Raw genomic sequence first — 24,388 nt, 5'->3', positions numbered from 1 at the left:
TTAGATCCTTACGTCCAGCATATCCTTACGGGTCTCTTCCAGAGCCTGCTCAATATCGGCTATCAGATCTTCAGGTTCTTCTATTCCTACCGAAAAACGCATTAAACCATCACTTATCCCTTGTTCCTCCCGTTCTTCAGGCGTGAGCAGGGCATGCGAGGTTTTGGTTGGGGATAGAATAGTAGATTCAACTCCTGCAAGGCTCATGGAAGGCTTGATGAGCTTCAGGTACTTCATAAACACTGCGGCATCAAGTCCCTTCAATTCAAAAGAGAGCATTCCCCCAAAACCTTTCATTTGGCGTTTGGCAAGTTCGTGATCTGGGTGGGATTTTAGTCCGGGATAATACACCTTCGCCACAAACTCATGCTGCTCGAGAAATTCGGCCATTCTTTGTGCATTCTCATTCTGGGTTTTCACCCTTATCCCCATGGTCTTAATACTCCTTTCCAGAAGCCACACCGTGAAATCGCTAAGGCTTCCGCCGAAATTCTTGGCCATTTGAAAGATCGTATCGATCTTTTCTTCCGAAGAAATTACGGTACCCGCAAGGATATCACTGTGTCCGCCCATGTATTTGGTAGCCGAGTGTATCACCACATCTATCCCAAAGTCAACAGGATTCTGGTTCACCGGTGAAGCAAAGGTATTGTCTATCATGCTCACCAGCCCGTGTTTTTTGGCCAGGCCTGCCACTGCTTCCATATCGGTTATGGTCAGCAAAGGATTGGAAGGGGTTTCGATATAGATCACCTTAGTGTTCTTCCTGATCTCTTTTTCAAAGGCTTCCGCAGAAAGATCTTTTGCAAAACTGAATTCTATCCCAAACTTCTTGAATTCCTCTACCACCAGGTTACTGGTCCCGCCATACAAGGTTTTTTGTAACACCACGTGATCGCCTTTATGCAAAAAAGCCATCAGGGACGTACTCACTGCCGCCATACCACTACCAAAGATAAGGGCTGCTTCCCCGTGTTCCAAAGCCGCCATTTTGAGGGCCAGGGCCTGTTGGTTTGGCGTGTTGAAATAGCGCGGGTAACGCTTTACCTCCACATCTTCAAAGGCGTAGGAGGTCGACATGTACAACGGCGATACCGCTCCTTTAAATTGCTGGTCTTTCAACTCACCGGCATGCGTACAAAGGGTGTTGATTCCCTGTTCTTTTTTGATCATGGTCATTGAAAATATTAGGATTGATATTTTCACTAATTTAAAAAGAAATAATGAAAGGCGGTCTTTTTGAGGCTTCTCAATTATTATTGCTTCGGAAAGCTTTCTGCTGCGAAAAACCTCATTTTCCGCCCACTTTTTTATCTTTACGATATGAAATTATTATTCAGAAATATTAAGCAGCTGCTCCAGGTAAGGGAGAAGGGAATTACTTCCCTCAAGGGCAGCCAGATGAAAGAATTACCCACCATAGATAACGCATGGCTCCTGGTGGAGAATGGTAAAATAACCGACTTCGGAAAAATGGAAGAAATTCCCACTTTTGAAGAGGTGGAAACGGTTGATGCCTCCGGAAAGATCCTGCTGCCCGGCTGGGTCGACTCCCACACCCATCTGGTCTATGCCGGAAACAGGGAACAGGAGTTCGTAGACCGTATCAATGGACTTACCTATGAAGAAATCGCCAACAAAGGCGGCGGGATCCTGAATTCGGCTAAAAAGCTTCAGGAAACTTCAGAAGAGGAACTTTATGTACAATCTGCCCGACGTCTTGAAGAGGTCATGAAAATGGGAACTACGGCCATCGAGATCAAGTCGGGTTACGGACTCACTACTGAAGCCGAACTCAAGATGCTGCGGGTGATCAAAAGGTTAAAAGAGAATTATCCCATCGCTATTAAAGCCACTTTTCTTGGTGCTCATGCCGTTCCTAAGGAATTCAAAGAAAACAAAGAGGCTTATCTCGACCTGCTGGTGAATGAAATGATGCCGAAGATCGCCCAAGAACAACTGGCCGAATACGTGGATATCTTCTGTGAAAAAGGTTATTTTACGGTAGAAGATACCCACAAGATCCTTACAGCAGGAAAAAAGTACAACCTCATTCCCAAGATCCACGTGAACCAGTTCAATTCTATTGGCGGGATACAAGCCGGGGTTGAGCACGACGCCCTTTCCGTAGATCACCTCGAGGTGATGACACCTGAAGATATTGAAGCTCTTAAAGGCAGCAAGACCATGCCGGTGGCGCTTCCCTCCTGCTCCCTGTTCTTAAGCATACCATACACCCCGGCACGGGAGATCATTGACGCCGGCTTACCCCTTGCCCTGGCAACAGACTACAATCCGGGAAGCACGCCAAGCGGAAATATGAACCTCGTTGTTTCCCTGGCCTGCATCAAGATGAAAATGAATCCTGAAGAAGCGATCAATGCCGCTACCGTGAACGCTGCATATGCCATGGGCCTCAGCGAGACACATGGAAGTATTACCCGGGGAAAGGCCGCGAATTTCATCCTTACCGGGAAGATACCGTCCTACGGATTCCTGCCCTACTCTTTTGGAGCCAATCATATAGATTCAGTGTACATTAACGGAAAAAAGATCTAAATGCAGCACGTAAAGATTTACTCTGAAAAACACCTTTCCCGTTACCTTTCCCCACGAAAAGGGGAAATTAAGCTGGGTGAAAAAGTGAAGTTTTTAGCGGCTGCAGAAGGGCTTGCTAAGACCGATGCGAATTTTGTCATTTTTGGGATCCCTGAGGATATCGGGGTGCGGGCAAACTATGGTAAACCCGGGACTTCCAATGCCTGGGAAGCTTTCCTGAACGCATTTTTAAATGTGCAGCACAATCGCTTCCTCGACTCCGGAAAAATTCTCCTCCTGGGAGAGATCGATACCTCCGAAGAGATGGAAAAAGCTTCCTATATCGATGATTCTGATCCGAATTACCATCAAAAGCTGGGTGATCTCACTGAAAGAGTAGATGAAAAGGTAAGTGCGGTTGTTAAAGAGATCATTTCCGCAGGAAAGATCCCGGTGATCATTGGCGGCGGCCACAATAATGCTTACGGAAATCTGAAGGGCGCTTCGGAAGCTTTTGAAAATCCGGTTAATGTTCTGAATATTGATGCGCACACAGATCTTAGAACAACAGATTACCGACACAGCGGAAACGGGTTCAGCTATGCCCTGAAAAACGGATTTTTGAACCGGTATTCTGTTTTTGGATTGCATCAGAATTACACTCCGGAATATATTTTTGAGGAAATGGATAAAGCCGGAGAAATACACTACAGCCTTTTTGAAAACCTGCAAAAAGGTGACCTCAGTTTTCATTTCCAGGAGAACCTGGATTTTGTGAAAGATGGGAAATTCGGGCTCGAACTGGACTGTGACGTAATAGCCTGGTTTCCCAGCAGCGCACTTACCCCCACAGGGTTTTCCCTTAACGAGGTGCGCGAATTTGTACGGATAGCGGCCCGGGAAAATAATTGTTGTTATCTTCATGTTTGCGAAGCCATTGCTAAAGGAGACTTTCCCACGGGAAAAGCCCTCTCTTTTATAGTCACCGATTTCTTAAAAAATAAATACTCATGAATGATATCGTCCACCACTATATAGGATATGTATCCCTGGCAATCGAAGTAGCCGGGATCCTTACCATGGTTTTTGGATCTCTTTTGGCAGTTTACAGGTATTTCACCCATCAGCATGAAGAAGGCAGCACTTACCGCACTTTTAGACATGACCTGGGAAAAGCCATCCTCCTTGGGCTGGAGTTCCTGGTAGCGGGAGATATCATTGCCACCGTAACCCTGGATCCTAATATGGACCAGGTATTGGTTTTGGGAATTATTGTGGTAATAAGGACTTTTTTGAGTTTATCTTTGCAGGTAGAACTGGAAGGGAAATGGCCCTGGCAGAAAAGAGAAATCGGAGATTAATAAATGAGAATAATTCCTTTTGAACCCCGTTATGCGCAAGATTTCAGGGATCTTAACATCGCATGGCTTGAAAAGTACTTTTGGGTTGAACCCCACGACGAGGAGGTACTGGGAAATCCCCAAAAATATATCATTGATCCCGGAGGCACCATCTTTTTGGTACAGGATGCCGAAAGGATCATTGGCACAGTGGCCCTGATGAAGATCGAAGACGGGATCTTTGAACTCACAAAAATGTCAGTCACCCCTGCATACCAGGGAAGGAACATTGGCCAGGAATTGATGACCCACACGCTGACTTACGCTAAAGACCAGGGCTGGCAGAAACTAATTATCTATTCCAACCGCAAACTGGAAAATGCCATTTATATCTACAGGAAATTCGGTTTTAAGGAAATTCCCATAGAAGGGAACAATCCTTATGCCCGGGGAGATATAAAAATGGAACTGCTTCTTTCCTAAATTTCTATTAAAGTCGTGGCAATAAGGCTACTTTATGAGTAGTTTTAAGGAAAACCACATAAAATGAGATCATTTTTCACCCTTTTAAGCTGCAGTATTTTATTGATTAGCTGCAAATCTGAAAACAAAGAAAAAGAACAGATCGCCCGGGAAGAAAATCCTGAAATAAGACAGGAGGAAGATTTTTCTCAGGAAGAAATAAGTATTCAGCCTGTTTCTCATTCCACTGCAGTGATCAACTGGGGGGATATTACCATTTATCTTGATCCGGTTGGCGGAGCAAAGGTTTTCGATGGAATGGAAAAAGCCGACCTGGTTTTGATCACTGATATCCACGGCGACCACATGGACGCTCAAACCCTTGGCGCCCTAGAGCTGGGGGAAACCAAAATAATTGTCCCGCAGGCGGTGAAAGAAGAATTACCCGATTCCCTTGACAGTAATCTTGTGGTAATGAGCAACGGACAAATGATTGACCAAAACGGCTTTTCGATTGAAGCCATTCCCATGTATAATTTAAGGGAGGAAGCCAAACAATACCATCCCAAAGGTCGCGGTAATGGTTATGTCCTGGAAAAGGAAGGGCAGCGCCTGTATATTGCCGGAGACACAGAAGATATCCCCGAAATGAGAAACCTGAAAGATATTGATATCGCTTTGATTCCAATGAACCTTCCGTATACTATGACCGTTGAAAAAGCTGCAGATGCTGTATTGGAATTTGCCCCTAAAAAGGTGTACCCCTATCACTTCCGCGGAAAGGACGGAAAGCTGGATGTAGATGAGTTCAAGCGACTGGTGAATGAAGGCAACAAAGAAATTGAGGTGGTGCTGGCCAACTGGTATCCCGAAGGGACCGAAGAATAATATTCCTTATAAAGATTTCATGCCCGCTGTCTTCAGCGGGTTTTTTAATTTGTAAGTAAACTTTCCTTAACTTTAAGTAAGTAACCATAGCAAATGAAATTTTCCTACACCCCGATCTATACGTATTACAGAAAAATAAAGGATAAGATCATCTTTTACCCCTCGGTTTTCTCAATATCTGGTGTTCTATTCGCCTTCTTAATGATGTATCTGGAAAACAGAGGCATTTCCCGCTACTTGATAGACAACGTTCCTATCCTGGTAGTGAATAACGGGGATACCGCCCTAACGATCTTAAGTGCTTGTATTACCGGGCTTATCTCTATGATGGTGTTCAGTTTTTCTATGGTTATGGTTCTTTTGAGTCAGGCTTCCTCCAATTATTCCCCAAGGCTCTTACCGGGGCTGATATCGGACAGAAATCATCAGATAATTCTGGGCATCTACCTCTACAGTATTCTCTATTGTATTTTCATCCTTTTCTCTATACAGCCAACCGGGGATAAGTACCAGATCCCGGGGTTTTCGGTATTATTGGGAATTCTCTTTACAGTAGGCTGCATCTATGCATTTATTTACTTTATTCACAACATATCAGAGAGTATCCAGATTACATATATCCTTGATAAGACCTTTCTTTCGGCCAAATATACACTCAATAAATTATTGGAGCACGAAGGCGAAGTACGAAGCAGCTTTCCCGAGATCGAGAAATGGTTTGAATACTGCACTGATAAAACCGGCTATTTTCAGGATTTTTCAACCGATTATCTTTTGAGTTTCTGCAAGGAAAAGGAGGTGATGATGCAGATCCTTCCGGTAAAGGGGATGTTTGTTCTCCAGGGAATCCCCGTTTTTAAATGCAGTAAAGAACTCACAGAAGATGAAGTAAAGGATATACTGGCCAGGTTCCATTTTTCCCGTGCAGAGTTGGTTTCCGAGAATTATGTGCTGGCTTTTAAGCAGATCACCGAAGTGATCGTAAAAGCCATGTCGCCGGGCATCAATGATCCCGGAACTGCCCTCAATGCTATTGATTATTTAACAAAATTGCTCCAGTTAAGAATGCTTAAAGCCGATGAGACTTTTATTTCTGACGACAACATCAACTACATTAAGGTAAGAAGCGTCAAGTTCGATGAACTGCTTTATAATGTCATGGCTGCCATTCGCACCTACTGCAAACAGGATATCATAGTAGTACAAAAGCTGGGCACCATGTTCTATTTTCTGAAATCACAGGAAGCCAAAAGCGAAGATTTTTTTAAAGTCCTTGACCGGGAGGCCGAAAGAATGCTGGAGGATGCTGAGGCTGTCCTGGACAACAGAACAGACCTGGAAGTCCTTACCCGAATTGCAAAGAAGCTAAACCTGAATTGAGAAAAATAAAACTGCCCGAAAATTATATTTTCCGGGCAGTACTATCTTGGCAGCTAAGTCAGATAAATTATCTAACCAGCTTCTTGTATTTGATCCTCTTTGGCGTAATATCTCCGCCCAGTCTCTTCTTCTTGTTCTCTTCGTATTCAGAGAAGCTGCCTTCAAAGAAGTACACTTCAGAGTTTCCTTCGAAAGCAAGGATATGCGTACATACCCTGTCCATGAACCAACGGTCGTGTGAAATGATCACCGCACAACCGGCAAAGTTCTCCAGACCTTCTTCAAGGGCACGCAGGGTGTTCACATCAAGATCGTTGGTAGGCTCATCCAGAAGCAATACGTTTCCTTCTTCCTTTAATGTCATGGCAAGATGCAGTCGGTTTCTTTCCCCTCCTGAAAGTTTGCTTACTTTTTTGTTCTGCTCACTTCCGCTGAAGTTGAAACGGCTTAAATAAGCTCTTGAGTTCACCTGTCGGCCTCCCATCATGATAAGCTCCTGCTCATCACTAAAGTTTTGCCATATCGTTTTTTCAGGATCTATATTGGAATGACTTTGATCTACATAGGCGATCTTCACGGTCTCTCCTACTTCAAAAGTTCCTTTATCTGGTTTTTCCTGCCCCATGATCATTTTGAAAATGGTGGTCTTACCGGCGCCGTTAGGACCAATGATCCCTACGATACCCGCTTGCGGCAGCTTAAAGTTAAGATCGTCGTATAATAGTTTATCCCCAAAAGCCTTGCTCACGCCTTTGGCCTCGATGACATTCGTTCCCAAACGCGGACCGTTCGGAATATAGATCTCCAGCTGTTCATCCATTTTCTTCTGGTCCTGGCTCATCAATTTGTCATAGTTATTCAGTCGGGCCTTTTGTTTAGCCTGTCTTCCTTTAGGTGCCATTCGTGACCATTCCAGCTCGCGTTCCAGCGTTTTTTGATGTTTACTGGCTTGTTTTTGTTCCTGTGCCATTCGTTTTGACTTTTGATCCAGCCAGGAAGAATAGTTTCCTTTCCAGGGAATACCTTCCCCCCTGTCCAGTTCCAGGATCCACCCCGCAACATTGTCAAGAAAGTACCGGTCGTGAGTTACGGCGATCACCGTTCCCTTATACTGCTGAAGGTGATGTTCAAGCCACAGCACAGATTCTGCATCCAGGTGGTTGGTAGGTTCATCGAGCAACAATACATCGGGCTCCTGAAGTAACAGTCGGCATAAGGCGACCCTTCTTCTTTCCCCACCTGAAAGTATCCCGATCTTCTTGTCGGGTTCAGGCGTACGCAGGGCATCCATTGCGATCTCCAGTTTTGTATCCAGTTCCCATGCATTGCTGGCGTCTATCTTATCCTGAAGTTCTGCCTGCTTATCCATAAGCTTTTGCATTTTGTCTGGATCTTCATAGACTTCCGGTAAACCGAACATGTCATTGATCTTATTATATTCATCAAGAATAGCAACCGTTTCCGCAGCACCTTCCTTCACTACTTCAAGAACCGTCTTTTCATCATCCAGTATGGGTTCCTGTTCAAGATATCCCACAGAATAACCCGGGGCAAAAACCACGTCTCCCTGGTAATTCTTTTCCTGGCCTGCAATGATCCTTAAAAGGGTGGATTTACCCGAACCGTTCAATCCAAGGATCCCGATCTTCGCCCCGTAGAAAAAACTTAAATAAATGTTCTTGAGAACCGGAGTATTCGCTCCCTGGTAGGTCTTTGTCAAACCTGACATGGAGAATATCACTTTCTTATCGTCTGCCATAAATTGTATTTTTAAAAGGTATTTATCCTGAAAGTCATGAAATTATACATGTTTTTCACGGAATTTTGATAAAGGCAAATATCATAATTTTCAAACTCATATTTGCTTCGGAAGTCGAAAATTTAAGAGGAGTGCAATCCCAGGTGCCTCAGCAAGATCAAAAGTTGTCCGCTGTGATAGGAAGTGTGTTCGATCACTAGCAGGATCTCCCTGAACAAAGTATGTTCACTGCCCGAAGGAACGATGTCTGAAAGCTTTTTTTCGTGAGACAAGATAAGCTTTACCAGCTCTTCCCTTTCCGCAAAATAGGCTTTCTTCACCGTCTCCCATGCAGCTTCATTTTCAGGAGCTCTTTCCTTTGGCCAGTAATCATCGGGCCAGTTATGAGCGGAATAGTCTGTCCTGGTGCAGTAGTCCAAAATGTCTTTTTGAGTAAACCTTATATGACAGAAAATTTCATAAAATGAATATGGCAGTTCTGCCGGCCTCTTCCCAAGATCGGAAAAAGGTATTTTTCTCAATATTTCTTCAATCGGCATAAAAGCTTCACCGCCCTTAAGGTGCCTTACCAGTTGTTCCTTTAAAGTTCTCATTATTAAGCTGATTCTTCCCCAAAATTACTCATTTCTGGGTATTGTGACCTAATACTTAATAAAATACATTTAACCCCTTATTAACTATCCAACCTAAACATATTTATGGGAAAAATTAAAATCACTTCAATCTGCACTCTTATTATGATCGCTGCGCTTACGTTCTCCTACTCTGTCAACGCGCAGACAGAATCCCAACAGGAAAGGGATTATAAGGTAAGACCCATAAGGTTAGGTCTTAAACTGGGCTTCCCCAATCTGGTTGGCGGGAATCTGGAATATGTGACCCCTTTACTAAATGACAGGCTTGCGGTGAATCTTGATTATTCAACTATTAATTCAGACTGGTTCATGGCCGATGAAGAGACTGATGGTACCGAAACGACAAATCTCGATTTTTCCTATCTGGAAGGTGGATTTAATTATTACTTTTTTAAAGCGGGCAAAGGATTGTATGGAGGGTTAAGTTACAACCAAATGAATTTTAAAGGAGAGACAAACGTAGAAAGCAATGGTCGTGAAGGAAAAGGGAATATTGACTACAACCACAATTCATTTAATATAAAGTTAGGGGCCAGGCTGGGAGGCCTGTTCTACTTTCGTCCCGAAATTGGTTACTCTTTTTCACATCTTCCAAAAACGATTGAATACCAGGCCCGCTATGAAGATGGCACCACCGAAACAGAAACCTATGACTTTAGCGAAGAATTAGCATCTGCCGATATCCTCTTTAAAGGATTAATGGTGAACATAGGTTTCGGTTTTGCTTTTTAAGTAAACCCGGCATTTTCAAAACTGAAAAAAGGGATAAAGACACCTGATCTTATCCCTTTTTAATGAGGTATACTTCCAAGTAACCGGACTTTAAACCCTTCCCTTTAGCGCGTTAAAGGCCCAGGACATCACAAAGAAACCTATCCCAACGGTAGAAAATCCTATCGCGTAATCCTGATATTTAAGGACCCCCAACAATACAAGGGCAATACCTATTAAAAGTGTAAAAAACGATGCCCAGGCAAAAATTCCATTTTTATTCATTCCCATTTTGGTCGTTGTTATTTGATTATAAGTTACGAAAAACCGTGGAGCAGTCTTTGCGTTTATTCCGGATGTAAAAATATCTAAGTACACTCTGGGTATACCTAACAAATATCAGGTTTTTTAATCATTTTTGAAAGGATTGATAGTAACGACGGTTTTTGTATTTTAGCAACCATTCAAAAAAATAATTCCTGAAAGAGCGTTTTTAGGGGCTCTTTTCAGAAAAAAGTCATAATCAACCCAATGGATATCCAATTTAATAAGAACGAAGATCACAATAAATTACTGGTTTCAGACCTGAAGAAAAGACTCAACGAGGTGAAGCTGGGAGGTGGTGAAAAAAGAATTAAAAAACACCATTCCAAAGGTAAAATGACCGCCAGGGAACGCATTGATTACCTCCTGGACGATGCGGACGAAGCTATTGAAATAGGTGCTTTTGCGGGAGACGGAATGTATGAAGAGCACGGCGGATGCCCCAGCGGGGGAGTTGTTGTGAAGATTGGAAAAGTAGCCGACAAACAATGCATCGTAGTGGCCAATGACGCCACTGTAAAGGCCGGAGCCTGGTTTCCCATCACCGCCAAAAAGAACCTTAGGGCGCAGGAAATATCCATTGAGAACAAACTTCCTATTATATATCTGGTTGATTCTGCAGGGGTTTATCTGCCCATGCAGGATGAGATCTTCCCTGATAAAGAACACTTCGGAAGGATCTTCAGGAACAACGCGGTAATGAGCAGCATGGGAATCACCCAGATCTCGGCCGTTATGGGCAGCTGCGTTGCCGGTGGGGCTTACCTTCCTATTATGAGCGACGAAGCCCTTATTGTGGATAAGACCGGAAGTATTTTTCTTGCAGGAAGTTACCTTGTGAAAGCAGCTATCGGGGAATCTATAGACAATGAAACCCTTGGTGGCGCCACCACCCACAGCGAAATTAGCGGGGTGACCGATTATAAAGCCAAAGATGACAAAGATGCGCTGGATACCATCCGCGGACTCATGGATAAGATCGGGGATTATGACAAAGCAGGGTATAACCGGAAAGCTCCAAAGAAACCGGCCAAAGATCCGAAGGATATCTACGGAATCCTTCCGAAGCTGCGAAATGAGCAGTATGACATGCATGAGATCATTGCCCGCCTGGTTGACGATTCAGAATTCCAGGAGTACAAAGAAGGATACGGACAAACGATCATCTGTGCCTACGCCCGAATTGATGGGTGGGCAGTGGGGATCGTAGCTAACCAACGTAAGATAGTAAAGAATGCCAAAAAAGAAATGCAGTTTGGCGGGGTGATCTACTCAGATTCCGCCGATAAAGCCACGCGTTTCATCGCGAACTGTAATCAGAAGAAGATTCCGCTGGTATTCCTGCAGGACGTGACCGGGTTTATGGTAGGCAGTAAAAGTGAACATGGCGGCATCATTAAAGACGGGGCGAAAATGGTAAATGCGGTGAGCAATTCGGTCGTACCCAAATTCACGGTGATCCTTGGAAATTCTTACGGGGCAGGTAATTATGCCATGTGTGGAAAAGCATATGATCCGCGTCTTATTTTCGCCTGGCCAAGTGCCGAGCTGGCCGTAATGGGAGGTACACAGGCCGCAAAAGTTTTGGCACAAATCGAAACTGCTTCCATGGAGAAGAAAGGTGAAAAAGTAGATGCTGAAAAGGAGAAAGAAGTATTTGAGCAGATCAAAGCCAGGTATGACAAACAAACCTCAGCCTATTACGCGGCTGCCCATTTATGGACAGATGCCGTGATCGATCCCCTGGATACAAGAAAATGGATCTCCACGGGAATTGAAGCTGCAAACCACGCCCCAATTGAAAAAGATTTTAACCTGGGAGTGATTCAGACATAGTTCGTCAAAATTCTAAATCTTCATAAATGCGATATTTTAGTGCTGTTTTCTTTATAACCTTCTTTAGCCTGCAACCCATCATGGCTCAGGTGCTCTCCAATAAACAAAGCTTTACAGAAGCCGATACTTTGCGGGGCTCCCTGAGACCCGAAAGGAACTTTGATGTTTTGAAATATCATTTGAACGTAAAGGTGCAGCCTGAAGAAAGATTCATTTCAGGCTTTAATACCATCACATTTAAAGCTGAAGAAGATCTGCCCATAATGCAAATAGATCTTTTTGCAAACATGCAGGTGGATTCCATTCTTTACAGAGGTGAAAAAATGGATTACGATCGAAAGTTTGATGCGGTCTTCGTGGAAATGCTGCCCGAAATATCCCAAAGCACAGTGGATTCCCTTCAGTTCTTCTACTCCGGAAATCCAGTAGTGGCCAAAAATGCGCCCTGGGACGGCGGTTTCGTTTTTGATAAAGATGAAGAAGGAAACCATTTTATCGCCGTCGCGGTACAAGGTACCGGTGCAAGTTTATGGTATCCCAACAAAGATCACCAAAGTGATGAACCTGAAGAAGCCCTTATAGAAGTTGCCGTGCCCAATGACCTGATGAACGTCTCAAACGGAAGGTTTATAGGAAAGGAAGTTCTTAAAGATGGTTATACCCAATGGAACTGGAAGGTGGATTCCCCTATCAACAACTACAATATTGTGGTCAACATTGGGAACTATGTTCACTTTAGCGATACCTATAAAGACCTGGACCTCGACTACTATGTGCTGCCTTACAACCTTGAAAAAGCCAAAACACAGTTTGAGGAAGTCAAGGTGATGATGGACTGTTTCTATGAAAAGTTCGGAGCTTATCCTTTTGAAAAGGACGGCTTCAAACTGGTAGAGACTCCTTACCTCGGGATGGAGCACCAGAGTGCAGTCGCTTACGGTAATGAATACAAAAAAGGCTATTTAGGAAATGATCTAAGCGGTACCGGGATCGGCTTAAAATGGGATTTTATAATCATTCATGAGTCGGGGCACGAATGGTTCGGGAACAGTATCACCGCAAAAGATATTGCAGACATGTGGATCCATGAAGGTTTTACCACCTATTCTGAAGCGGTTTACATTGAATGCCGCTGGGGCAAAGAAGAGGCCCTCGAATATTTGCAAGGCATCCGTCAGAGCATAGGTAATACTTCTGCTCTTATTGGCAGCTATGGGGTGAATAGTGAAGGATCGGGAGACATGTATTCTAAAGGCGCCAATCTTCTGAACACCATCAGGAGTATTTATGACGATGATGAGCTGTGGTGGAAAACCCTGAAGGATTATACCGAAACATACCGACATTGCACCATTACTTCCCAAATGACGGAAGAATTCTTTGATAAGGCTGTTGCTACAGACCTTAAACCGGTCTTCGACCAGTACCTTCGTTTTTCCGGTATTCCTGTACTTCAGTTAAAAAAAGATCAGGATGGTTTCTCTTACCGTTGGAAAGCAGATGTCGAAGAATTCAAAATGCCTGTCGATGTGTTGATTGGCGGGAAAGAGTTAAGGTTGCAGGCAACAGATGAATGGCAAACCTACCCGGGGAACGTTAACCTCAGGGAAATTAGAGTAAACGAACCCGAATTCTATGTGAACACTGCTGTTGTAGATTAAAGGGATCTTATCAAAACGGTACCTGAAGCTGAGGAATGAGATCAGAATTTTCAGATAAATTTATTTATTTTTCTAATTTTCAGTAACTTATAGTGATAAAACTATGGGTTATGATAACAATTAAATCACTTAATAAGTGGGCGAATGCGCATACTTATTATCCGCTGGACCTGTTACGGGTGGCTCTGGGGGTTTTCTTTTTTATTAAAGGGCTGCAGTTTATTTCCCAGACCCACATGTTGACTGAGTTGATCTCCCCTCTTAAAGGATATGGAGGGGTCATGCTTGCTATACATTATATAGCACCTGCGCATCTCGTGGGAGGAATGTTGATTGCGGTAGGATTATTGACAAGATGGGCTCTCATCGCCCAGTTGCCAATTCTTATTGGTGCAATACTTATCAATTTTGTGGGAGAAATGCACTGGGGTAACCTTATCCTTGCCGTGGTAGTTTTGGCAGTAACTGCTTTCTTTATCTACTACGGTTCGGGAAAACACTCGTTGGATTACTACTTTAAAATGGAGAGTTAGCCCCGTCAAGCAATAAGGAGCAAAAGATTTGCAAGCCGGTAATCTGTATTAGGCCATCCTGCTTTTAAGGGTATTGGTCCTGTGGATCTTTCCATTCGAGGTCTCTTCAAACTTTTCAACGAAATAGATCTTTTTGGGAACCTCATATTTTTCCAGTTTTTCAATAGACCTGATCTCCCGCTCCAGGTTATTCAAAGCAGTTTCTGAAAAATCACTTTCCACCATGAGTATCAGCTTCTCTCCCAGGGAAGGATCTGGCAGGGAGGTCACAAAGAACCTGTGGGGTATATGGGGTGCAAGTTTGGCTTCGATCTCTTCAGGGAACAGTTTAACCCCTCCGGAATTGATCACATTGTCATACCGTCCTTTCCAGATAAAACTTCTGGAAGATATCATTTCAACCACGTCATTGGTAATTATGGGATCTTCTGCAATTTGTGGGGCAGTTATCACCAGGCAGTCCCTTTCATCTGTAGAAATGCTCACATTGGGAAGTACGGTAAAAGGTAATACCTCCTCTTTTTTCTTTTTGGGGTTTACCCTTCGGGCAGCAATATGGGTGACCGTTTCGGTCATCCCGTAGGTTTCATAAACCTCTGTTGCCAAACCCTGTACATGTTCTCTTAGAGTGGAAGAAACAGTTCCACCTCCCACGATAAGTTTCCGTATCAAATGCAACCTGCCAAGAGAATTATCCAATTGAAAAGGGGTCATTGCACAGAAATCGTAGATCTTGAAAACCTGGTCTAAAGGATTGGCTTTTGGAGGCACAAGATCAATATGCCAACCCAGCACCATGGCTCTTACCAGCATCATCTTGCCTGCAATGAAATTAACCGGTAAACAATGTAAAGCTGTCGTCCCGGCATGAAGATCAAAGAATTTCCCTGTAGCCTTCGCACTATTGATCATGAATTGTTTCCTGATCCTTACCATCTTGGGTGCTCCCGTGGAACCGGAAGTTTTCACTTCTATATAATCCTTCTCATTGAGCCAGTCCAGTAAAAAATTACCGGCCTGTCCTTCATATGGTTCTCCCTCCTTCACCAGACTGTAGGCCACAGATGATAATTCTTCATTGGTGAAATGGAGTTTATTAAGCCGAAAGTCAGGATGTATGTGGGGAAGACTGAAGCTTTTTTGCATAACTTTAGATAATTTTTAACTACCGTTTCCTTAAAGTTATCAAAATAGCCCTGAAAATTACATTTCTTCAGAATACTTTAAGAGTTCGGGAGGTTTGACTTTACCAAAAAGTTTCTCTTTCCAATTGTCCCACTTATAGGTTTTTGCCATAATAAAGAGAAAGATTGGATAAACGATCACCACCGGCAGAATGATATCCAGGCCGGCCGTGGGTTCAGAAACATCCCGTAGAATCGAATTGGTCTGGAACGCAGTCCAGTCTGCCGTGATAAGTAATGCCCCTATAAGGTTATTTCCAAAATGGAATCCGAGCGCAAGCTCGAGTCCGTCATCCATAAGGGTCATAATCCCCAGCAGGAGTCCTGTTCCTATATAATATACCATGATGATGTATCCCAGTTTTTCTACCTCAGGGTTCCACATATGAAGGGCTCCAAAGAGTACAGAAGTCGTAATCAAAGGGAACCATTTATTACCGGCCAGCACTCCCAGCCCCTGCATAAAGTAACCGCGAAACAGGTATTCCTCAAAACTGGTTTGTAATGGCACCATGACAACCGCGATCAAAGCAAGTATTAAGAAAGGAACGAGCTTGAAGTTCCAGATAAAATCTTCAGGGCGCAATTGATAATCAATGACCGTGGCTACTATGGTAAAGGCGGCAATGATCCCAAACCCGAACCAAAACCTGCCCCAGTCTACCTTCTTACGGGCTGTGGTTGCTTCCAGAATGGGTTGTTTGTGCAGTAACCTGTAGACCAGGAACAAGGCACCCAATCCTACCGCAAACATGAACAACAGTAAAAAGAACGCCAGGTTAGAATCGAGCACCTGTAACATCTTCATGGTGTCCTCTTCTTCAGCCAGGCTAAGGATCTCCGGTCCCATTTCGATCAAAACAGCTGCGAGCAAGGGTAAGCCACCCAATAATTGCCAGGCAAAAAATACGATCACAGCTCCTATAAGATATCGCCACCAGTCGTGCTTTGCTTTATATGCCAGTTCTAAAAACATAGTTTTATACTATAAGTTAAATTTCCATTTTAAATGTGGAAGATACCATAATTGTCCTTTCTGTACTTCCAGGGGGGAATTAAAATTATTGGTATAAAGAGCTCCCGTTCCCAACCCTTGTGGCATCGTATTTTCTAAGGTGTAGGTGTACTGGGCAATGGCATTAAGACCCACATTGCTTTCCAGCGCACTGGTGATCCACCAATCTATATTATTTTCCTTTGCAAACTGTATCCACTCCCCGGTGCCTTTATATCCTCCAATCAGGCTGGGTTTAAAAATGAGGTATTGTGGTTTTATGGTTTGTATCAGCTCCTGCTTTTTTACGGCATCAGTGACTCCAATCAATTCTTCATCAAGAGCAATGGGTAATGGGGTTTCTTCACAAAGACGGGCCATTAGTTCATGCTGACCCTGTTTAATGGGTTGTTCAATACTGTGGAGTTCAAGCTCACTGAGGCGGTGCAGTTTTTCAAGTGCTTCGGAAGGAGAAAAAGCTCCATTGGCATCTACCCTTACTTCCATTTCATCTGAAGTGAATTCCTTCCGTATATATTTGAGTAGTTTTATTTCAGTTTCAAAATCTATCGCACCAATTTTCAGTTTTATACACCTGAAACCTTCGGTGATCTTTTGAAGGACCTGTTCCTTCATGGCCGTTTCATTACCCATCCAAACCAATCCGTTAATGGGGATGGCATCATTGCCCCGGGTAAATTCCGAAGGGAAAAGGAGAAAAGGATCTTCTGCCTTTAAGGATCTGAAAGCCATTTCAACCCCAAACTGAATACTGGGAAAATCCCGTAGTTCTTCCCAAAGGTTTTCCGGGCCGAGATGAATATTTTCACAAACCCATTTTAGTTTTTCTTCATAACCAGGACGGTCATCAGAACTAAGTGAGCGAAGAATACCGCACTCACCAATTCCCGTACGTTGGTTTTTTTCCAGGAGAAGGAACCAGGTTTCCTTTTGGGTAAGGACACCTCTTGAAGTTCCGCTGGGGCGTTTAAAATTAAGAATGTATTTTTTGTAGGAGGCTTTTATCATGGGAAGCAGTTACAGCTCAATACTTTCCCCCGTTTCCAGGAGCATCAGGTCTTTGCCTTTCTCATAAAATTTCCTTTTCGCTTCCTCGTGGTCAATTTCAATGAACCCAAAGGTGTCGTAATGACACCCAAGGATCTTGTCGCACTGCACAAAATCACTGGCAATTATCGCATCTTCTATTCCCATGGTGAAGTTATCACCTATAGGAAGAATGGCAAGATCAAGTTTTGTACGCATAGGGATGAGCTTCATATCCATTGATAAAGCCGTATCTCCTGCTATGTAAATATTTTTATGCTCCCCTTCAATGACGAATCCACCGGGTTGACCCCCATAGCTTCCGTCAGGAAAAGAGCTGGTATGAATGGCATTGACATACTTGAGGTTCCCGAATTCAAAGCTCCAGTTCCCACCATGATTCATGGGGTGCACCTCAATTCCCTTATTCTCATAATGAGTGGCTATCTCAAAGTTACTCACAATAACAGCTCCGGTTCTTTTGGCAATGGCTTCCGCATCAAGTGTGTGGTCCTGGTGCGCATGGGTGAGCAGGATATAATCTGCTTTTAACTGCTCAATATCCACCTTCCCCTGCAGCTTGTCATTTCCCGTAATGAACGGATCAATTAGCAGATGTATGCCTTTAATTTCAATTGAAAATGTACTGTGTCCGTAGTGAGTGATCTTCATGGTGTTCCTTTTAAGGTCAAATTACAAAAAACATCTTTATTTTCCGGGTAAAACTGGCAGGCTTTCGCCTGTAGATCACAAGATCTGGCCCAGTCCGAAAAGAACGGCCAGCAAAAAAGTACTAAGAGCAAGTTTCTTCAGTTCGGGATCCAGTTCTTCAGGTCTTTCGTTCTCCATCACCCGTTTCAGGTGAAACAGTAGAGGTATGAATGCAACAAAATAAAGAAGATCGTCTATCCCTTCGAAAGTCAGCGCAGAATAAAGTACTATAGCAGCAACCGCCGAAATAATAAGAATGTAATGATAATTTTTTGCTTTTTCGGCACCCATCTTTACAACCAGGGTATTTTTGCCGGCTCTTTGATCGGCAACGCGGTCACGCATGTTGTTCAGGTTCAGGACTCCTGCACTAAGAAAACCAATGGTGAATGCTGGCAACATAACTTCCCAGTCCCACTGAAGGGAATAAAGAAAATAACACCCGTAGACTCCAACCACTCCAAAAAAAATAAATACAAAGACATCTCCCAGGCCACGGTATCCATAAGCCGAATCTCCAATCGTATATTTCACCGCTGCAGCGATGGCAGCAATACCCAGAATAAGGAATAGTAGTGCATAGAATATATTTTTTGAACCAAAAGCAATATAGATCAATGCGATTGCAAACAAAAAGGTCACGATGGCCGTGCCAATCATTCCCCAAAACATTTCTGTTTTGGTGATCAACCCGCTTTGCAGGGTACGCTGCGGTCCCACTCTTTCGTCATTGTCTGTTCCTTTTACAAAATCGCCGTAATCGTTAGCGAAATTAGAAAGTATCTGCAGACCAAGAGTGGTGGCCAGCGCCAGACTGAATATCACCGAATGGAACTCTTCCCGGGCCACTGCAATTGAGCTACCCACCAGGATGCCCGAAATAGAAAGTGGTAGTGTTCTTAATCTTGCCGCGCTTACCCAGGTTTCAATTTTTGCCATTTTTTATCGCATTACTTTTACCAGTAACTCCTTGAGAAGGTCGCCCTGGGGCACATTGGCTGCCCCCACTCCCTTACTCTTTACATCTGCCTCTCTAAGATAGGAGATCACCTGGCTTACTTTTTTCATTGAATAATTTGCTGCCGCCGTGGTGTAATCGCTTACAAAATAAGGATTGACTTTAAGGGCCCTGGCCACGTTCCCCTTAGATTTGTCATTAAGGGCATGGTATTGCTGCAACTGGGAAAAGAAACTGAACAACAGTGATACGGTTACGACCATAGGGTTGTCCTTAGGATTTTGAGAGAAATAATTAATGATCCTGTGGGCTTTGAGATCATCTTTCATCCCGATAGCTTTCCGCAGTTCAAAATTATTAAAATCCTTGCTTATCCCTATGTTCTCTTCTATGATCTCAGGGGTGATGTTAGTACCCTCCGGGCAGATCAACTTCAATTTCTGTAGTTCGTTATCGATCTTCCCGAGATCTGTTCCTAAAAATTCCACCAGCATCTGGGCGGCCTTGGGCGCTATCTGGAAATTTCGCTTTTGCAGTGTCTTTTTGATCCAATCTTCCACCTGATTTTCATAAAGACGTTTGCTCTCAAATATCACTCCCGAGGACGCTATTGCTTTATGCAATTTCTTTCGCTTATCCAGTTTTTTGTATTTGTAACAAACAACCAGCACAGTTGTGGGCTGCGGGTTTTCTGCGTAATCGGAAAGTTTTTCTATGGTCCTTGAAAGATCCTGCGCCTCCTTGACAATAAGCACCTGCCTTTCAGACATCATGGGATAGCGTTTGGCGTTGCCTGCAATATCTTCCACAGTTACATCACGGCCGTAGAGCACCATTTGGTTGAAGCCTTTCTCATCTTCCTGCAAAACATTGTCTTCAATAAAGTCTGAGATCGTGTCAATAAAATAAGGTTCTTCGCCCATTAAGAAATATATGGGTTTAATGTCTCCTTTCTTTATAGTGGCAATAATGCTATTTACTTCATCCATTCATTTTGCTTTTGAAGCAGGTTTCAGAGGTTCATTTGTACTGAAAAAATTCTATTTTTGGGCATGCATTCATTGAATTTCCCCAACTATACATTCAGGTTCAAAAATAGCGAAAATAAAGTAGCCGTTTTTGATGTACTACGGAAAAAGTTTGTCCTTTTAACTCCCGAAGAATGGGTGCGGCAACATGTGGTGCAGTTCTTACTGCAGGAAAAAAATCTACCGAAGAACCTCCTGAATGTAGAAAAACAACTGAAGGTGCATGATCTTATCAAACGTTATGACCTGCTCGCCTATAATCCCGACGGTTCCATTCACCTGATAGTGGAATGTAAAGCTGCAAGTGTCCCCATTACCCAGGATACCTTTGACCAGATCGCCCGTTATAACCTTGCTTTGAAAGCTACTTATTTAATGGTGACCAATGGCCTGCAGCATTATTTTTGTCAGTTGGATTACGAAGCCGGAAAATACCTTTTTCTGCCCGACCTTCCAAGGTGGAAGTAAGACCTGATTCGTAAAACTGCGGGAATCACTGAATTTTCCTTTAATTTGCAGCTGTGAAAGTAGCCGTAGTCATCCTTAACTGGAATGGGAAAGCCCTGTTGGAGCAGTTCCTGCCTTCAGTCGTAAATTTTTCCCCCGAAGCGCAGATCTATGTCGCCGATAATGCTTCTGAAGATAATTCTGTTGAATTCATACGCACAGCTTTTCCTCAGGTAAAGCTAATCTGCAATAAGGTTAACGGAGGTTTTGCCAAAGGGTACAATGATGCCTTGAAAGGGCTTTCAGAGGATATTTTCGTCCTCGTTAACAGTGATGTAGAGGTGAGCCCAGGCTGGCTACCACCCATTCTTGCAGAATTCGATCATTCTCAGGATACCGCAGCCGTTCAACCAAAGATCTTAAATTTCAGAAAAAGAGAATATTTTGAATATGCCGGTGCGGCGGGAGGTTATATTGACATGTTGGGTTATCCTTTCTGCAGGGGTAGGATATTCGATACGCTTGAAAAGGACGAAGGACAGTATGATGATACCTGCGAAATATTCTGGGCAAGCGGGGCCTGTATGGCAATAAGAAGAGAAGTGTTTTATGAGGCGAAAGGATTTGATGAAGACTTTTTTGCCCATATGGAAGAGATCGATCTTTGCTGGAGGATCTTCAACCTTGGATATAAAGTGAAAGCAGTGGGAGGATCTTCTGTCTACCACCTGGGAGGGGGGACCCTCGACAGTATGCATCCCAGAAAGACTTTTTACAATTTCAGGAACAGCCTATTCACCCTTGTAAAAAACGTTCCCGGAATAAAAATATATCTCCTCATTCTTCTGAGAATGATCCTGGATGGTTTTGCCGGTCTTAAATTCCTTTTAGAGATAAAACCCTCACACACAGCAGCTATCCTCTCTGCACATTTTAGTTTTTATTCACATTTAAGAGTAATGCTGAAGAAAAGAAAGAAAATTTTCAAAAAAAACAATTATTACCGGCGTAAATCTGTGGTGTTGGCTTACTATTTGATAGGCAAACGAAGATTTGGTGAGTTATGAAACTTATATTAAAGTTCCATTATAATTTCATGGAGACCCAAGTTTTTGTATTTTTGAAACGTTTAACATTTAATCACAACAATTAAGCACTATGAAAAAATTCATGCTTTTATCGGCCACCGCTGCCCTCCTACTTTCTTCCTGTGTATCTCAGAAGAAATATGCCGAGCTTGAAGCGCAACAACAAGAGACTCAGGACAAATTGAACACCGCTACGGTAAAATTGAATTCCTGTCTCGATGAAAAAGAGAGACTAAGCCAACAAATTGGCCAATTGAGCAACCAAAATACTGCTCTATTGAACAACGTTGGTGACCTTGCCACTTTATCTAAAAAAGAAGCAGAAAACCTTGAACGTTCCCTTGAAAGCATCAAGGAAAAAGATATGAAGATCCAGCGTATGCAGGATGCCATTACCAAGAAGGACTCTGTAACTCTTGCATTGGTAACAAGCTTAAAAGGAGCTCTTGGAAATATCAACGACGAGGACATCCAGATCAATGTTGAAAAAGGTGTTGTTTACGTATCTATTTCAGATAAATTATTATTTGACAGCGGTAAATATAACGTAACAGACCGTGCTAAAGAAGTTCTTGGTAAGGTAGCGACTGTTGTAAAAAACAAACCGAACATTGAATTTATGGTAGAAGGTCATACAGATGATAAGCCTATTCGCAATGCAGTTCTTCAGGACAACTGGGATCTTTCAGTAAAACGAGCTACTTCTGTAGTACGTGTATTACAGGACGACTTTGGGGTTGAGCCACAAAGAATGACTGCTGCAGGTAGAAGTTATTATATTCCTGTTGCAAGTAATGACTCTGCAGAAGGAAGAGCTAAGAACAGAAGAACACGTATCGTGATCCTTCCTAAGCTAGACCAGTTCTACAACCTTATTGAAGAAGGAATGAAAGAAGCTAAATAAGCTGATCTTTTCTAAATAGATTTAAGGAGACCCGGCAATGCCGGGTCTTTTTTATTTAACACATTAATTATCAAAACTTTAAATACCACCCGCGCAGATTTTTTTTATATTTAAGTACACCCCTACCTTAAAAAAATCTGCTATGTTATGGACTACCTTTTTCAGGCCGGCCCTCTGCCTGTTTGCCGTCTGTTTTCTCCCGGGCTGCCAACCAGACCCGGTTGAGAAAGAAAGAACATTTAATTTTTACGAGAACACAAGAGCCTCTCAGATAGTAAAAAATGATACTTATGATTTTGCTGAGACAAATCCTCTTGAAAAGGAGCATATTTTCGGTGAAAACTTAAAAAATCTCGTTTTGCTTAATGCGGTCGGCCCTTCTGAATGCAGTAGAACGGAATTTACTGTTGTTCAATGGAAATATTTTACCGAACTGGCAGGTGATTCTTTAGCCACCAACTATTTAAACCACTACAATAACCTTAATCGTTATGCAGCTTTGATGGGTCTGGGTGGGGATTATTTTGGTGCTGACGGGAAATATACAAGGCTTGTGGAAAGGACTATTAGAGACCTGGAACGCTTCTTCGATATGCCAGGTGAAGTGAAGGTGCACGGGCAACATAATGAAACCCTTAATGACCGGGAAATGCTGGTAGAGCTCCTGAAGCTCCTGATAATGGATTGGGAAGATACCGAATACCTCTATCAACTGGCAGATGAGTACATTGAAAGGAACCAATCTTCCCCTGTCTTACCTGAATCCCCTTTCTTTTCGGCAGATGGATTTTCCACTGTGAATGGGTTAATTGTCCTTGGTGACGGGCTGGTACAAATGTTCATTGAGACTGGAGTGGACCCTGAGGTGGTATGGACCGGGATACTTTCGCATGAATGGGTTCACCAGATCCAGATAAAGAACTTTTCCAAATGGTATCCCGCGGGAAGTTTTGAAACTATTGCTGAAAGCACCAGGCACATTGAACTGGAAGCCGATTTTATTTCGGGATATTACATGACCCATAAAAGAGGGGCCACCTACAACTGGAAAAGAGTAGAGCAATTCCATCACCTTTTCTTCCAGGCGGGGGATTGTGCTTTTGACCTGGATTTTCACCATGGAACTCCTGAGCAGCGAATGGCCGCAACCCGAGCAGGTTATGAACTTGCCGCTTCAATGAAAAAACAGGGATATATAATGACACCCCAGGATTTACATGATTATTTCATGGACGTGGTCATCCCCGGGATCATTTGAACCTACAGGATATCCACACTTCCCTTTCCTTCACGAATTACCTCAGGTGTCGGGGTGGTGAGATCTATAACTGTTGACGGAAGATTATCTCCATAACCACCATCTATCACAATATCTACGTGGTGATCCCATTTTTCAAGGATTAGCTCAGGGTCTGTAGTATATTCAAGAACCTCATCTTCGTCCCTGATGGAAGTGGATATTATGGGATTTCCTAATCCGGCAACCAGCGCCCTGCAAATGTTGTTATCGGGAACTCTGATACCTACCGTTTTCTTTTTTTTGAAGACCTTTGGAAGGTTGTTGTTCCCGGGAAGGATGAAAGTGTATGGACCGGGTAAAGTTCGCTTCAGGATCTTAAAGGTTTGGGTATCAATTTGCCTCACATAATCTGAAAGGTTACTAAGATCCTCGCAGATGAATGAGAAATTTGCTTTATCAAGATTCACCCCTCTTAAGTGAGCTACCTTTTCCAGGGCCGCGGTATTGGTGATATCACACCCAAGCCCGTATATAGTATCGGTGGGATAAATAACGAGTCCGCCGTTCCTAAGAACTTCAACGACTCTCTCAATTTGTTTTGGATTGGGGTTTTCTTCGTAAATTCTAATCATTTCAGCCATATTCCCGTGGGTTTTAAAAAGATATAGAAATTACAAAATTTGAGGTCGATATAATAATAAGTTGGAAAGAATTTCCCTT

25 protein-coding genes are annotated in these 24,388 nt (G+C 43.1%); 14 read left to right on the top strand and 11 right to left on the bottom strand.

From position 1 onward, the window contains the following. Positions 1–1,173 carry a trans-sulfuration enzyme family protein gene (locus ACFSTG_RS00360; protein ID WP_380747401.1) on the bottom strand — a complete coding sequence of 391 codons (1,173 nt, stop codon included), beginning with the start codon at positions 1,171–1,173 and terminating at the stop codon, positions 1–3. Positions 1,174–1,323: 150 nt separating this feature from the next. Between ACFSTG_RS00360 and hutI the strand changes: the two genes are divergently transcribed. The 6 genes from hutI to ACFSTG_RS00330 all read left to right on the top strand — a co-directional run bounded on the left by hutI (position 1,324) and on the right by ACFSTG_RS00330 (position 6,608). Further along, positions 1,324–2,559, top strand: a complete 1,236-nt coding sequence (gene hutI, locus ACFSTG_RS00355) for an imidazolonepropionase (protein WP_380747341.1) — start codon at positions 1,324–1,326, stop codon at positions 2,557–2,559. Then, complete coding sequence (locus ACFSTG_RS00350; protein ID WP_380747339.1) at positions 2,560–3,552, top strand: formimidoylglutamase; 993 nt, start codon at positions 2,560–2,562, stop codon at positions 3,550–3,552. Beyond that, positions 3,549–3,899 (top strand): DUF1622 domain-containing protein, encoded by a 351-nt coding sequence (locus tag ACFSTG_RS00345; RefSeq protein ID WP_380747338.1) that lies wholly within the window; start codon positions 3,549–3,551, stop codon positions 3,897–3,899. Before ACFSTG_RS00350 ends, ACFSTG_RS00345 begins: the two co-directional genes overlap by 4 nt. A gap of 3 nt (positions 3,900–3,902) precedes the next feature. Further along, a complete protein-coding gene (locus ACFSTG_RS00340; protein ID WP_380747336.1) occupies positions 3,903–4,361 on the top strand; it encodes a GNAT family N-acetyltransferase in 459 nt (152 codons plus the stop codon). 63 nt (positions 4,362–4,424) lie between these two features. Then, complete coding sequence (locus ACFSTG_RS00335) at positions 4,425–5,228, top strand: MBL fold metallo-hydrolase (protein WP_380747335.1); 804 nt, start codon at positions 4,425–4,427, stop codon at positions 5,226–5,228. Between the two features lie 93 nt (positions 5,229–5,321). Continuing rightward, a complete protein-coding gene (locus ACFSTG_RS00330) occupies positions 5,322–6,608 on the top strand; it encodes a DUF2254 domain-containing protein (protein ID WP_380747334.1) in 1,287 nt (428 codons plus the stop codon). Positions 6,609–6,675: 67 nt separating this feature from the next. Here the strand turns inward: ACFSTG_RS00330 and ettA are convergent, their stop codons facing one another. Beyond that, a complete protein-coding gene (gene ettA, locus ACFSTG_RS00325) occupies positions 6,676–8,367 on the bottom strand; it encodes an energy-dependent translational throttle protein EttA (protein ID WP_380747332.1) in 1,692 nt (563 codons plus the stop codon). Between the two features lie 122 nt (positions 8,368–8,489). Continuing rightward, on the bottom strand, positions 8,490–8,960 hold the full coding sequence (locus tag ACFSTG_RS00320) for a DinB family protein (protein WP_380747330.1): 471 nt from the start codon (positions 8,958–8,960) through the stop codon (positions 8,490–8,492). 105 nt (positions 8,961–9,065) lie between these two features. On the opposite strand from ACFSTG_RS00320, the gene ACFSTG_RS00315 reads away from it, so the two are divergent. Beyond that, positions 9,066–9,734, top strand: a complete 669-nt coding sequence (locus tag ACFSTG_RS00315; protein WP_380747328.1) for a hypothetical protein — start codon at positions 9,066–9,068, stop codon at positions 9,732–9,734. A 90-nt stretch (positions 9,735–9,824) separates the two neighbouring features. On the opposite strand, the gene ACFSTG_RS00310 is transcribed toward ACFSTG_RS00315, so the two are convergent. Then, positions 9,825–10,004, bottom strand: a complete 180-nt coding sequence (locus tag ACFSTG_RS00310) for a CAL67264 family membrane protein (protein WP_380747326.1) — start codon at positions 10,002–10,004, stop codon at positions 9,825–9,827. 240 nt (positions 10,005–10,244) lie between these two features. Between ACFSTG_RS00310 and ACFSTG_RS00305 the strand changes: the two genes are divergently transcribed. From ACFSTG_RS00305 to ACFSTG_RS00295, 3 genes are all read left to right on the top strand, one after another. Next, positions 10,245–11,873 carry an acyl-CoA carboxylase subunit beta gene (locus tag ACFSTG_RS00305; RefSeq protein ID WP_380747324.1) on the top strand — a complete coding sequence of 543 codons (1,629 nt, stop codon included), beginning with the start codon at positions 10,245–10,247 and terminating at the stop codon, positions 11,871–11,873. Positions 11,874–11,899: 26 nt separating this feature from the next. Next, positions 11,900–13,534 (top strand): M1 family metallopeptidase, encoded by a 1,635-nt coding sequence (locus ACFSTG_RS00300; protein WP_380747322.1) that lies wholly within the window; start codon positions 11,900–11,902, stop codon positions 13,532–13,534. A 110-nt stretch (positions 13,535–13,644) separates the two neighbouring features. Then, positions 13,645–14,067 carry a DoxX family protein gene (locus tag ACFSTG_RS00295; protein WP_380747320.1) on the top strand — a complete coding sequence of 141 codons (423 nt, stop codon included), beginning with the start codon at positions 13,645–13,647 and terminating at the stop codon, positions 14,065–14,067. A gap of 48 nt (positions 14,068–14,115) precedes the next feature. Here the strand turns inward: ACFSTG_RS00295 and ACFSTG_RS00290 are convergent, their stop codons facing one another. The 6 genes from ACFSTG_RS00290 to holA all read right to left on the bottom strand — a co-directional run bounded on the left by ACFSTG_RS00290 (position 14,116) and on the right by holA (position 19,950). Further along, positions 14,116–15,213, bottom strand: coding sequence for an AMP-binding protein (locus ACFSTG_RS00290; RefSeq protein ID WP_380747318.1), 1,098 nt, complete (start codon positions 15,211–15,213; stop codon positions 14,116–14,118). A 57-nt stretch (positions 15,214–15,270) separates the two neighbouring features. Next, positions 15,271–16,227: a CPBP family intramembrane glutamic endopeptidase gene (locus tag ACFSTG_RS00285; protein WP_380747316.1), complete on the bottom strand. Its 957-nt coding sequence runs from the start codon at positions 16,225–16,227 to the stop codon at positions 15,271–15,273. A 9-nt stretch (positions 16,228–16,236) separates the two neighbouring features. Further along, positions 16,237–17,271: an o-succinylbenzoate synthase gene (locus ACFSTG_RS00280; RefSeq protein ID WP_380747399.1), complete on the bottom strand. Its 1,035-nt coding sequence runs from the start codon at positions 17,269–17,271 to the stop codon at positions 16,237–16,239. Between the two features lie 12 nt (positions 17,272–17,283). After that, entirely contained in the window at positions 17,284–17,964 is a 681-nt protein-coding gene (locus ACFSTG_RS00275) for a metal-dependent hydrolase (RefSeq protein WP_380747315.1), read from the bottom strand. A gap of 75 nt (positions 17,965–18,039) precedes the next feature. Then, positions 18,040–18,942: a 1,4-dihydroxy-2-naphthoate octaprenyltransferase gene (gene menA / locus ACFSTG_RS00270; protein WP_380747314.1), complete on the bottom strand. Its 903-nt coding sequence runs from the start codon at positions 18,940–18,942 to the stop codon at positions 18,040–18,042. Positions 18,943–18,945: 3 nt separating this feature from the next. After that, entirely contained in the window at positions 18,946–19,950 is a 1,005-nt protein-coding gene (gene holA, locus ACFSTG_RS00265; RefSeq protein ID WP_380747312.1) for a DNA polymerase III subunit delta, read from the bottom strand. 63 nt (positions 19,951–20,013) lie between these two features. Here holA and ACFSTG_RS00260 point away from each other — a divergent pair, with 63 nt between their 5' ends. From ACFSTG_RS00260 to ACFSTG_RS00245, 4 genes are all read left to right on the top strand, one after another. After that, positions 20,014–20,457 carry a type I restriction enzyme HsdR N-terminal domain-containing protein gene (locus ACFSTG_RS00260; protein ID WP_380747310.1) on the top strand — a complete coding sequence of 148 codons (444 nt, stop codon included), beginning with the start codon at positions 20,014–20,016 and terminating at the stop codon, positions 20,455–20,457. A 53-nt stretch (positions 20,458–20,510) separates the two neighbouring features. Next, positions 20,511–21,503, top strand: a complete 993-nt coding sequence (locus ACFSTG_RS00255) for a glycosyltransferase family 2 protein (RefSeq protein WP_380747308.1) — start codon at positions 20,511–20,513, stop codon at positions 21,501–21,503. A 91-nt stretch (positions 21,504–21,594) separates the two neighbouring features. Further along, complete coding sequence (locus ACFSTG_RS00250) at positions 21,595–22,428, top strand: OmpA/MotB family protein (protein ID WP_380747306.1); 834 nt, start codon at positions 21,595–21,597, stop codon at positions 22,426–22,428. 358 nt (positions 22,429–22,786) lie between these two features. Beyond that, positions 22,787–23,686, top strand: coding sequence for a hypothetical protein (locus ACFSTG_RS00245; RefSeq protein ID WP_380747304.1), 900 nt, complete (start codon positions 22,787–22,789; stop codon positions 23,684–23,686). Positions 23,687–23,688: 2 nt separating this feature from the next. On the opposite strand, the gene ACFSTG_RS00240 is transcribed toward ACFSTG_RS00245, so the two are convergent. Further along, a complete protein-coding gene (locus ACFSTG_RS00240) occupies positions 23,689–24,309 on the bottom strand; it encodes an L-threonylcarbamoyladenylate synthase (protein ID WP_380747302.1) in 621 nt (206 codons plus the stop codon). Positions 24,310–24,388 lie beyond the last annotated feature (79 nt).

This window comes from Salinimicrobium flavum, assembly GCF_042684505.1.
GTDB classification, from domain to species: domain Bacteria; phylum Bacteroidota; class Bacteroidia; order Flavobacteriales; family Flavobacteriaceae; genus Salinimicrobium; species Salinimicrobium flavum.
Note: the sequence above shows the minus strand (reverse complement) of the source record. Positions and strands in the feature narration are given on the sequence as shown.